We start from the raw sequence: 11,003 nt of genomic DNA, 5'->3' as shown, positions 1-11,003 counted from the left end.
AGGCTTATATTTAGCATAATTGACATTTGCCAAGCCCTGTCTACATTTAACTGGGATGCATTGCTTTTAGCACCAGTGGTTTTTCTTAGTCAATGGCCAATTCTGCTAAATACTCCCCGGCTACAAGCATTCTAGAGCCATACCAAAACATTTCGCCATCAACTAATTTTATTTCTGTATGGGGAAGAAATGATTGGAACTCAGTTAGATGTTTTTGCTGGAATGGAAATGGTTCAGAAGCAAGGAATAGTTTATCAAGTTTAGCGTTCGCTAACTGTTCTCTTGTTATAACGGGATATCTCGAGTCTTCGTGAGTAAAAGGATTTTGAAAGCCCATAGTATGTAGCACATCACATATATAAGTTGCACCACCAACGACCATATAAGGCTTTCGCCAAATAACATAAGCCGCTTTTCCGTTTTCTTTACCTGTTATGGATTGGAAGGATTTTTGGCAGGAAGTTAAAAGGAGGTGTGCAGTCTCCGTATTTTTTGTCACCTCTCCTAATGTAGTGATGAGTCTATAGGCATCTTGTATGGACTTTACTTCAAGGACAAAAACGGGTGCTATTTTTTCTAGTTCCTCTACTATTTCTTTGGTATTTTCCTCTTTCTCTGCAAAAATAAGATCTGGCTGTAGCTCTTTTATCTTGTCAAGATTGACTTCCTTTGTACCACCCACAACCGGGACTTTTTCAACTGTCCCTTTTGGAAAAATGCAATATTTAGTTCGACCAACTATTTCTTTTTCTAAGCCTAGAGAGAAAAGTGTTTCTGTAATGGCTGGACATATCGAAATAATCCGTTTAGGTGACGGAGGAATAGTCACTTTTCTACCAAGGTGGTCTATTGCTTCATACATCATAATGTTCCTCCTAATTATTCTTCTATATTATAAGTTCGTTGTAAGAGAAGAGTTCTCCTTTACGTTTAAATAAATTAAAATAATTAAAAGAAAAATACCAAGGAGTTTCATTGAACGCCCTTGGTATTGATACTCATTTAGTTATTTTTCTTCCTATACTCATTAAGTTTCTTTTTTCCCTCTGTTTTTCTTTCTTCTAATGCTTTTGTATTGATCATTGTTTTTCCTAAAGTAAGTAGTGTTATAAACATGACTCCTGTACCTACAACCAAGTAAAGCATTGTGAATATTTTACCTAAATTGGTAACAGGAGATAAATTTGTATTTACGCCCGTTGGTATAAGGCTTACAACACAGAAGTATATAGCGTCAATGACACCCCAGCCCTCTTTTTTTGTGTAGAAGAGTGTACCAGAAAGAATGATGAGAAATAACGTGGTAAAGAGTGACAAGAACATAGGGTTTTTGAAACCCTTCACTAAAGCTTCAAGAAACCTTTTTACGGTTAAAATAAAGGACAGCATACTGAATTCACCTACATATTTGATTGTTATTTTAGTAGTATATCAATAAATGTCCTGCTCTACTTAGAAAAAATGTGTAGATACGAATTATATTGTAATGCTTGACACAATTTGGATTAATTGTTGTGTGTAAAGCTGTCCCATTCTTCTCTTAATATCCCCATACGAATTGAATCATAGTAATTCCCGTTAAAGTAACGTACTTTTCGGATACGAGCTTCCATTGACATTCCTAGTTTTTCACCGACTCGAATCATTCGATGATTACCTGACCAAGTTGTATAGCCAACTCGGACAAGGGGGAGTGTAGTAAATAAGTGATTCATCCAAAGGTTTAAAGCCCGTGTCCCTAATCCTTTTCCCCAAGTTCCTGCTTCATGAAATCCAATGCCCATTTCCAACCAGTTGGAAGGTTCATGCTCCCAATAGTATGAAACAATTCCTCTCAACACACCGTCAACTTCGATTCCCCAGAAATTTTCTCGATCAATATATGAATCTGCCTTCTCCATAAATTTATCATATGGTACTGATTTATATTCATAGTAAGGGGCATCCCATTTTTTCCACTCTGGTTTTTCATCCTTGCACATTAACTCCCATAGTCTAGTTAAGTCCTCACTCTTTATAGGTCTGATAACTAATTCATTGTCTTGGTACAAAATTATTCCTCTTTTCATCCTGATGTATTATATAGGTATATTGGATTGAAAAGAGAAAGTGAATAACCCTTTACTTCTCAATCACCTGTAGAATGTTCTTCATTATAATCACTCCTCAAAATTTACTTAAATCTAATTATATACAATTGTTCTGAAAATTCATATATTCAACAGGAGTAAAAGTAGAAATGGCGAATTTATAACAGAGGGGGCGAAGAGTAGATGATTGAAAAGAAAATATACTTAATTCGACATTGTAAAGCAACAGGGCAAGAGCCACTAGCAGAGTTAACAAATGAAGGAAGAGAGAAGGCTTTAGAACTCGTCTCTATATTAGAGAAATTACACGTAGATCATATTATTTCGAGTCCATATAAAAGAGCGTTGCAAACTGTTGAACCTTTTTCGGAAAGTAAAGGAATTCCCATTACCATTGATGAAAATTTGCAAGAACGAGTACTTAGTGCTGATCCTATGGAGGATTGGTTGGAACAATTGGAAAAAACATTTATTGAGAGAGACTTAACATTTTCAGGAGGAGAGTCTAGTAATGATGCATTAATACGTATACGAAAAGTCTTGGAGGAGGTATTTGAGAAAAAGCAGATGCAGCATGTAGGAATTGTTTCTCACGGGAATATCTTGTCTCTACTCATTAATCACTATGATTCAACTTTTGGGTTTGCCGGGTGGCAACAGATGAAAAATCCAGATATTTTTGTACTAGAGAAAGTGAAGGGCGTTATATACATAAACAAAATGGATCATTAAAAAAATCCTGCTTAAATAACGACAGGATTTAAGGCTATATTATGATTCTTTCGTGCTTGATGGAATTCGGTTGCCGCTCATTTGCCGTTCTTGTTCTTGCTCAGCAATAATATCGTTATCTTCAGCGTTGTCCCGTGTAACTTTTTGTGTGAGAATTGCTCCAACTGCAACCAAAATCATGACTGCGATATAATATCCTTTTTCATTAAGCTGCAAATTATCTGCATTATAAAGCCCAATGCTGAACATGATAACACCTGCAAATAACGTGAAATATGCCAATACCGTAAATGCCATCGTATTTCGTCTGCGATACCTTTTTTGATTCATGACATGCACCCCTTTAGACTCGTTCTACTAGCTATTGTATGAATAATATTCTAACAGAAATGAATGATAATAGGAAATATTCGAAAGTGTAAGATAATTATAGGGTCTGGAGGTGGCAAAGTGTTTTCATCTAAAAAGGTATTTCTTTTTTTCAACTTCCGCGGTTCATGTAGTAGCCAAAATACTCTTATCACGGAAGAGTTGGAAAAAGTGACTATTCAATGCATGGGTTCAGAAGAATTACAGGAAGTAACTGATGAAAAAATGCTGAAGGGAATTCTGAAGGAAATAAACAATAGTCGGAGAGAAGGTACGGAAGGTTTGATAATGGCAAATTATTAAAGAAGGGCTTTTATATACATTCCGATATTCCGAATTTTTATAGCAAATAAAGGTGGGAGAGTATGATTCATAAAAGTGATTTGAGTATTAGATTAATGAGCGAAAGAGATTATCCTTACATGGCGAAATGGCTAAATAATGACTTAGTTCTAGAGTTTTATGGTCCGAGGCTAACATTAGAACAAGTCATTGCCAAATATGGTCCAAAACTTAATAAGGAGCATTACGTGAAGGTTTGTATCGTGGAATATCGTGGAGCACCGATTGGTTTTATATAATATTATGAAATTCCAAAAGAACAACTAAAGGTATACGGGTATCCTGTGGAAGAGTCTATCTATGGAATCGACCAATTTATCGGAGAAACCGGGTTATGGGGAAAAGGGATCGGGACTCAGATGATTAGTGGTTTGTTAAAGTATTTGAATTCCAGACTAGGCGTCAATAAAGTGATGCTGGATGTTAATGGCACTAACTTACAGGCTATAAAATGCTATGAAAAATGTGGGTTTCGAGTTGTAAAAGGTTTAGAAGATAATCACCTTTTAATGGAATGGGGGAAATCTTGAAAATAGATGATTTAAAGAAAAAGCTCGTGTCACTTCAGTCATTCATTTATTTTGATGAAAACAATTTTCTTCGGGAAAAGTGCTCCAATGAGGATGCATTACAAAGGGTAATTATCAATTTTGAAAGAGCAATTTTCGAATGTAAGAATTGGTCTAAAACGGAGGAGTTAATATTTCTATACGGCACTATAGGAAACTTGTACAGGATCAAAGGCGAAGCGAAATCAGCGATTGAAGCTCTTACTAAAGCAGTTGAATTAAGTGAAGGAAATAAACAGATAGTTAATCTTATTCGATTGGGGGAGGCTTTGAAATATGCGGAGCAACACCAACAGGCATTGAGTACATTTAATGCTGTGATAGATCAATGTGCTATAGAAGAACATTCACAGCTTTTAGACTTTGCTTTTCAGCATAAAGGAAAATGCCTTTTAGAGCTAGAAGAAATGAGTGCGGCAAATGAGTGTTTCCGAAAAGCAATGGATCTGAGGGTGCGAAAAGGAGATGAATCACTTATCAATTCGACGCAAAGGGCATTAGAACTTATTAAACTTCATGGGGGATTAGAATGAACTTAAACAAATTAGAGCAGGCAGAAATACAAACATTAGCCTCTAGATTAAATGTAATTCAATCCATCGAAGGAAATCCAATGGGGGTCCACGAATTAGTGAAGGGCACAACCCGTGCTTTTGCTGTTAAACATATTCCAGGTCCAGCCTTTAATACCGTTCGAGGATTGAATGAACAGGATCTCTCACATATAGAAGAAATCTTTCGTTTCTATGAGAATCTTTCAATTAATTTTCGTGTCGAGATTACTCCTCCGAACAGTTCAGAAGTATTATTTAGAAAACTAGCTGAACTAGGGTTTTATCAATCTGGCTTTCATGCATCTTTTATAGGAGAAGTAGAAGACCTAAAGGCGAGCATACCACCCTCTGTGGAAATTCGTTCTCTAAAGAAAGATGAATTTGATTTATTTGCTTCAATTTACGTGGCTGCATTTGGACTTCCCGCCTTTATTCAAGATGGGATCAAGCAAAACAATGAAGTTCTATTTGAAGTTCCGGGCTGGGAATTTTTCGTTGCATACAAGCAGGAGGTTCCGGTAGGTATTGCGGTTCTATATGTGCAGGGAGAGCTTGCAACTTTAGCAGCAGCTGCAACTTTACCTGCTTATCGGAATATGGGAGTACAGTCTGAATTGCTTCAAAAACGTGTTGAAATCGCTATGAAAAAAGGAGTGAGGCACCTAACTAGTGAGGCTGCATACGGAAGTGGAAGTCATCGGAATATGGAACGAGCAGGACTTAAACTGGCTTATACAAAAGCGATATGGACCAAATTTTAATGGGATATTACATTTTTATAGAAGGAAACTTTATCTAGTGAACATGATATGCATCGATAATATTTAAAAAAGTGGAATTGAAATTATTTTCTATGGGTTTTACTTATAATTGAGTCGTTGGTAAATTGTGGTCTTAAACTGGAAGGTTGTTATATGGAGATTGAATAAATAGAATTGTAATTAAATAGGTATAAGGAAATGCACCTTGCAACTTTGGTGCATTTTTTTAATGCCTGTTAAGTAAATAGTATCAATTGTTATAATATTTTGAATTAAAAAAGTGCTTATGTGTAACTTTATGCCCCTATAATAAGTCAAAACTACAGAAGTTATGACTTTGTTTGTAGAAAAAGTAGAAGTTATGAAGAATCCGTTGTCCGCAAATTTAGCAAAAGTATAATTATGTTAATCTTCTGTCACTAACTAATTAACTATCGATGAGAAGTGAAAGGAAAAATATTCTAAGGAACTACAAGGAGGTAATTTTTTGTAGCATTATGGGTATAAGAAATCAGGTAAATGGATATAGTGGTTGTGGGCAGCGCGAAAGGGGTTGTAAACAATGAAAAAAGTTGTAGGAATTATTTTAGTGTTTTGTATTCTACTAGGATCCAGTACCATTTACGCCAGTGGCTTGCCACGAACCTCCCTTTCTAAATGGTATGGTCAATCGTTCCAGAAGGAAAGTGAAGGAAAAGCTAGTTTAGCTAAAGTAGAAAAAACCTTTGAAGATGTAAATACTTTCATAATGAAAACATTTGAAAGTTATCAAACTACAATTCAAGAGGCAATTGAAAAGCAGATAAAAGACTCAAAGGCTAGTATCGAAGAGTATCAACAGGAAACTAAAAGCCAGTTGGACGAAGTAGTTACTGAGCTAAAGGAAGAAAAAATCGATGATTACATTGACAATGAAGCAATTGAAAAAGAAACTGATCAGGACATCGATGAAGTGTTAACAGAAGTATTTGGTAAGTAGGACTCATTCATAAAAAACTATAATTCTAAGGGGATATTCATATGTTGAAAACAGTTAAAGGTAAAGTAATCGCAGGAACGGTAGCAGTAACATTATTTGCAGGTTCAGGAGTAGCATTTGGAGCATCTGATGCAGGAACAAAAATAAAAGCTTGGTATGACGTACAATTTGGAAAATCTTCCGCAACGGTTGAAACCAACTATACAGGATATCAAAAAGACAAGTTTGAGGGATTTGACCAACATGTTGTGAGCCTTAAAGGGGATGCTACCAAGAAGCTTAATGCGGAAGGAGCAACTCAAATTAATGAAAAAGGAAATAATATTGATACTCAAAAGAAAGAGCATATAGATGCAATTAATAAAGAAAAAGCAAATATAGAAGGTTATATGGCTACCCAATTTAGTAAGATATCTGCAGATGCGAGTGCTAAGATTAATGGAGCTGCCGATGAGGCATGGAAACATGCAGATGCAGAAATGCTGAAACATACCGATGCTGCTGGATCAGAAGCGCGTAAAGTATTAAAAAAAGAATTAGATGATAAGACTGCTGTTGCTGTAGGTGAGTTGAAAAAAGCAATTGAGGATGCGAAAAATAAACTTCAAACTGAGCTAGATTCTAATGCAACTAAAACGACTAAAGAACTTACAGGTTTAATTGATACAAGAATAAATGGTCTTATTAAAGATATTAATAATAGAACAAACAAACATCTTGCTTTACAATACGGCTTTATTAAGAACGAAGCTGACAAATTAGAAAAAAATGCTAAAGACGAGATGAAAAAGATAGTAGATGGTATTTAATAACCATGAACAAAACTCAATAAGAACCTCACTCTGGGGTTCTTATTCTTCGAATTGGAGGAATCAGAATGCTAAGTAGAGTTGAGAAATATAAAAAAACGCAATCTTTAAAAAAAGTAATGATTATAGTTGTAGCTCTATTACTAAGTATCACTCTAGGAAGTGGCGTAAAAACTGCTTTAGCTGACGTAGATGTTCAACAACTAATGGCGAAATGGTTTTCTAAAAAACAAGATGAGTCCATAAAAGAAATAGATCAAGCTATTAATACCGAAAGAAAAGCTTTGATGGGACAATTGAAAGGGCAATTAAATGCGGAGATGCAATTAGCTGAAAAACAATTGGCTGAATTTACAGCAACTCAAAAACAAACTCGCATTACAGCGTTACAAGAATATGCTAATAACATAAAAGCAGGTATGACCATTGATAGTAGTGAGCAACAAGCTGCGGTTATGAAAAACATAGATATCATTTTAGAAAATGCAAAAGCTCAATTGGATGGCCAAGCTGCTCAGTTAAAGTTGGTACCAGTCCCAATGCCTGCAACTACACCTGTACCTTCCCAAATAGTGCTTCCAGAAACAACTCCTGCCGATGAAGTACAATCAACGCCAGCACCTAAGACAGAAGTGATTCCGGAAACAGAAAAAGCTCCTGAAAATGAAGTTAAAGCTTCATCTGTGCAAGAAGAGCCTGTTGCAGCACCTCCTATAGAAGTAGACATTTACTCGGTAACAGATTGGTTTGTAATGCCTAACACTTCTAATCTACAAATAGAAGAAGTGGCAATCACAGATGATGTATTTTCTATTAATACCTCTTTCTCGGATATTCTGATGGACTCTAAAGCTAGAGGAATATTGAATAGTATTTTACCGGGTCTTGAAAAACATCCACAGTTTCATCAAATTCAATATAAAACAATTGATGAGATGTCACGAGTGGCACCGGGGCAATTTACGGAAGCTGTTTTATATTTATTAAATAAATCTTTAAGCGCAGTAAAAAAATAAAAAAATACCAGGTAAATTAACAACTAACATTGTTGATTTACCTGGTATTTATTTTTTAGGAGTAAAAATAATTACTTTACAAAGTAAATTAATTGCTTTTAGGAGTAATTTAATTTACTATTAAAAGTAACGAAGGAGGGGTAGTATGGAAGATATACGATTGAATGTTGCATTATTAAGAAGGAAGGTGCCCAATTTGACGACAGCTGCGAAATCTATAGGGATTAGACCGGCGACTGTCTCGAATTTATGTACTGGAAAAATTGATTTGGGAAAAGCGGAGGTTAGGACCCTTGTAGGTCTAGCTTCTTTAGCTAATTGTACAGTGGATGAATTAATCATACGGGGGGAGAAGCTGAATATGATTGAAACAAAAATTAAAGCATTAGATTTTTTTGCACCATTAGTGAAAGAGGGGACTACGGGTTTAGTTGCACGACCTGGAATGGGGCAGTTAGTTATTCTTGCAGAACTTATGCACAGGTTTAAGGATAGTATTTATACGACGGTATTTTTATTTCCTCAAAAACGTAGAGATGAACTTGAAACAGATGGTATTACTGGGTTTGCGAATTATTTAACAGAATCCATCGAAGAGACATTTTCAAAGTTATCCGAAATTTCTGGGGATATCCTGTTGATAACAGATAAGAGTTATGTAGTTTCTGGTCAGTTATTAGATCTCCAGGAAAAAATGATTACTGAGGGAATTAAAAACGTCACCACTATACTATTGGACCTTTCTGGAGAAGTCGTGGATGAGGATATTCCTTTTGGTCCGTTAGAAACTGTTTGGCAATTGGATGCAGACCTTGCAGCGCGTCATTTATATCCTGCAATTCAACCTATATACTCTACTTCTTCCCTTTTAGAAGGAGTGGACGTGGATCAACGTCACTTTAACTTAAGGCAGCGAGCGCAGAAATTACTTAGACGGTATAAAGAGCTTCGGTCATTGGTTGTTGTCCACGGATTAGATAAAATTCGAAGTAATGAATTGGAAACTTACGAACGTGGAGAAAGATTAGAAGCCTATTTTACACAACCTTTTTATGTTGCTGAGTCCATTACAGGCCAAGCCGGACAAGAGGTTTCACTATCCCAAACACTACAAGATGTCGAATATATTTTAGATGGCAAGGCGGATGAACAATCAGTAGATAACTTGAAATACGTTGGAAGCATAGTTTAATCCAAATCGAAGGAAAACAACTGAAACTATTTCGGTTGTTTTTTTATTAAGTATATTTATATCGTGGTTATATCGCTGTTTAAATCCTTTCTCAAAAGGAGAAGCTGACTTAGAAAGGGTGTTATTAATGACGACTTCCATGTATGCTTCCACTGATTATAAGCAAAACCCACATAAAAGAGCATATGCCAAACAGAATATGTGGACTGGCATTTTGTTTGGACTTGGAATTGTGGCATTTATAGACGAAGTAGCTTTCCATCAGCTTCTTCACTGGCATCACTTTTACGATAAATCAACAACTGATATTGGACTTGTATCGGATGGGCTTTTTCATGCGTTTAGCTTTATAGCTACGATTGGAGCATCATTTCTACTAGCAGACCTTCATAGACGGCATGCATTTTGGTTGAAAAGATGGGTCGGTGGAATCCTTTTGGGTGCAGGTGTTTTTCAACTGTATGACGGAATCATTCAACATAAATGGATGCGTTTACATCAAATCCGTTACGGTGTTGACATTCTCCCATATGATTTAGGGTGGAATATTTTAGCTGCTTTAATGATTCTGGTTGGAGCTATTTTGATCTATCAGACAAACCATGAACGAGGGGGCTGACTTTCAGGTGCATACTCACGACCACTATTCAGCAGCTAGTCTCCAGATTTTAATAGCGTTTCCCTTTATATTGTTATTCGTTTTTTATCTAGTGGCAGTAGGTCTGTCCAATCGAAAGAAAAGGTCATGGCCAGTGTACCGAATTGTTGTGTGGAGCTTCGGAATCCTATGTGCAATACTTTCGCTAATTGGTCCTATTTCAAATTTAGCGCACACGAATTTTTCTGCTCATATGATTGGCCATGTATTACTGGGAATGGTCGCGCCGCTTTTAATGGCATTAGGTGCCCCAATAACGCTTTTATTGCGAACGATTAATGTACATATCGCAAGGAGGCTAACTGCAATTTTACGTAGTCGTCCTCTTCATTTTGTTCAGCACCCTATTATTGCATCCCTATTAAATGTTGGTGGCTTGTGGATGCTTTACACAACCGATTTGTTTCCTATGATGCACGAAAATATGCTCCTATATGTAATTATTCATGTCCATATTTTCCTAGCTGGGTATGTATTTACAATTTCCATCATTTATGTTGATTTGACACCTATAAGAAAAAGTTATTTATATCGTTCAGTTGTCTTTCTTTTTGCTTTAGCAGGTCATTCGGTCTTATCTAAATATATTTATGCTAATCCTCCAATTGGGGTTGCAAAAGATCAAGCAGAACTAGGTAGCATGATTATGTACTACGGTGGGGACACTGTGGAAGTAGGGCTAGTTTCAATACTGTTTTATCAATGGTACAAAAAAAGTAGCCCTATATTCATTAATGGAAAGGAAGCGTTTACTATAAATAATGATAAAAAATTTACTGTAGTTGGAACAGATATTGAGGAAGTTAAACGATTAAATGCAAATGCAGGCATGAGTTATCGTGAACTAAATGAATGGTTTGCAAGACAACAGTCTAAAGCACAAACTTCAACTAAAAAAAGATAAATCTTTATAGGAAGGGGTTGAAAACGCA

The 11,003-nt window shown here is 36.0% G+C and carries 16 protein-coding genes; 12 read left to right on the top strand and 4 right to left on the bottom strand.

The annotated features are described in order from the left end of the window. Positions 1 to 85: 85 nt before the first annotated feature. From LDK52_RS05290 to LDK52_RS05280, 3 genes are all read right to left on the bottom strand, one after another. Positions 86 to 865, bottom strand: a complete 780-nt coding sequence (locus tag LDK52_RS05290) for an ABC transporter substrate-binding protein (RefSeq protein ID WP_277584903.1) — start codon at positions 863 to 865, stop codon at positions 86 to 88. A gap of 137 nt (positions 866 to 1,002) precedes the next feature. After that, positions 1,003 to 1,389 carry a potassium channel family protein gene (locus tag LDK52_RS05285; RefSeq protein WP_277584902.1) on the bottom strand — a complete coding sequence of 129 codons (387 nt, stop codon included), beginning with the start codon at positions 1,387 to 1,389 and terminating at the stop codon, positions 1,003 to 1,005. 116 nt (positions 1,390 to 1,505) lie between these two features. Then, the gene (locus LDK52_RS05280) at positions 1,506 to 2,051 is read right to left on the bottom strand and encodes a GNAT family N-acetyltransferase (RefSeq protein WP_277584901.1); all 546 of its coding nucleotides are present in this window, start codon (positions 2,049 to 2,051) and stop codon (positions 1,506 to 1,508) included. 222 nt (positions 2,052 to 2,273) lie between these two features. Between LDK52_RS05280 and LDK52_RS05275 the strand changes: the two genes are divergently transcribed. Next, entirely contained in the window at positions 2,274 to 2,822 is a 549-nt protein-coding gene (locus LDK52_RS05275) for a histidine phosphatase family protein (protein ID WP_277584900.1), read from the top strand. Positions 2,823 to 2,861: 39 nt separating this feature from the next. On the opposite strand, the gene LDK52_RS05270 is transcribed toward LDK52_RS05275, so the two are convergent. After that, the gene (locus tag LDK52_RS05270) at positions 2,862 to 3,152 is read right to left on the bottom strand and encodes a YiaA/YiaB family inner membrane protein (protein WP_277584899.1); all 291 of its coding nucleotides are present in this window, start codon (positions 3,150 to 3,152) and stop codon (positions 2,862 to 2,864) included. 120 nt (positions 3,153 to 3,272) lie between these two features. Here LDK52_RS05270 and LDK52_RS05265 point away from each other — a divergent pair, with 120 nt between their 5' ends. The 11 genes from LDK52_RS05265 (at position 3,273) to LDK52_RS05220 (ending at position 10,975) form a co-directional block, all read left to right on the top strand. Beyond that, positions 3,273 to 3,494, top strand: a complete 222-nt coding sequence (locus tag LDK52_RS05265; RefSeq protein WP_277584898.1) for a hypothetical protein — start codon at positions 3,273 to 3,275, stop codon at positions 3,492 to 3,494. 62 nt (positions 3,495 to 3,556) lie between these two features. Next, positions 3,557 to 3,772 carry a GNAT family protein gene (locus LDK52_RS20085; RefSeq protein WP_407081784.1) on the top strand — a complete coding sequence of 72 codons (216 nt, stop codon included), beginning with the start codon at positions 3,557 to 3,559 and terminating at the stop codon, positions 3,770 to 3,772. Positions 3,773 to 3,781: 9 nt separating this feature from the next. Continuing rightward, entirely contained in the window at positions 3,782 to 4,063 is a 282-nt protein-coding gene (locus tag LDK52_RS20080; RefSeq protein WP_407081788.1) for a GNAT family N-acetyltransferase, read from the top strand. Further along, complete coding sequence (locus LDK52_RS05255) at positions 4,060 to 4,635, top strand: tetratricopeptide repeat protein (RefSeq protein WP_277584897.1); 576 nt, start codon at positions 4,060 to 4,062, stop codon at positions 4,633 to 4,635. Before LDK52_RS20080 ends, LDK52_RS05255 begins: the two co-directional genes overlap by 4 nt. Next, positions 4,632 to 5,417 (top strand): GNAT family N-acetyltransferase, encoded by a 786-nt coding sequence (locus LDK52_RS20165; RefSeq protein ID WP_277584896.1) that lies wholly within the window; start codon positions 4,632 to 4,634, stop codon positions 5,415 to 5,417. The genes LDK52_RS05255 and LDK52_RS20165 overlap by 4 nt, the downstream gene beginning before the upstream one ends. A 562-nt stretch (positions 5,418 to 5,979) precedes the next feature. Beyond that, complete coding sequence (locus LDK52_RS05245) at positions 5,980 to 6,396, top strand: hypothetical protein (protein ID WP_277584895.1); 417 nt, start codon at positions 5,980 to 5,982, stop codon at positions 6,394 to 6,396. Between the two features lie 41 nt (positions 6,397 to 6,437). Further along, a complete protein-coding gene (locus LDK52_RS05240) occupies positions 6,438 to 7,205 on the top strand; it encodes a hypothetical protein (RefSeq protein WP_277584894.1) in 768 nt (255 codons plus the stop codon). A gap of 68 nt (positions 7,206 to 7,273) precedes the next feature. Continuing rightward, entirely contained in the window at positions 7,274 to 8,221 is a 948-nt protein-coding gene (locus LDK52_RS05235) for a hypothetical protein (protein WP_277584893.1), read from the top strand. A 145-nt stretch (positions 8,222 to 8,366) separates the two neighbouring features. Next, positions 8,367 to 9,413, top strand: a complete 1,047-nt coding sequence (locus LDK52_RS05230) for a P-loop NTPase family protein (protein ID WP_277584892.1) — start codon at positions 8,367 to 8,369, stop codon at positions 9,411 to 9,413. Positions 9,414 to 9,552: 139 nt separating this feature from the next. Next, positions 9,553 to 10,032, top strand: coding sequence for a DUF2243 domain-containing protein (locus tag LDK52_RS05225; protein ID WP_277584938.1), 480 nt, complete (start codon positions 9,553 to 9,555; stop codon positions 10,030 to 10,032). Between the two features lie 7 nt (positions 10,033 to 10,039). Continuing rightward, positions 10,040 to 10,975, top strand: a complete 936-nt coding sequence (locus tag LDK52_RS05220) for a cytochrome c oxidase assembly protein (protein ID WP_320415339.1) — start codon at positions 10,040 to 10,042, stop codon at positions 10,973 to 10,975. Positions 10,976 to 11,003 lie beyond the last annotated feature (28 nt).

The organism is Psychrobacillus antarcticus (assembly GCF_029533155.1).
GTDB classification, from domain to species: Bacteria; Bacillota; Bacilli; order Bacillales_A; family Planococcaceae; genus Psychrobacillus; species Psychrobacillus antarcticus.
This window is presented reverse-complemented; position numbering and strand designations above follow the sequence as displayed.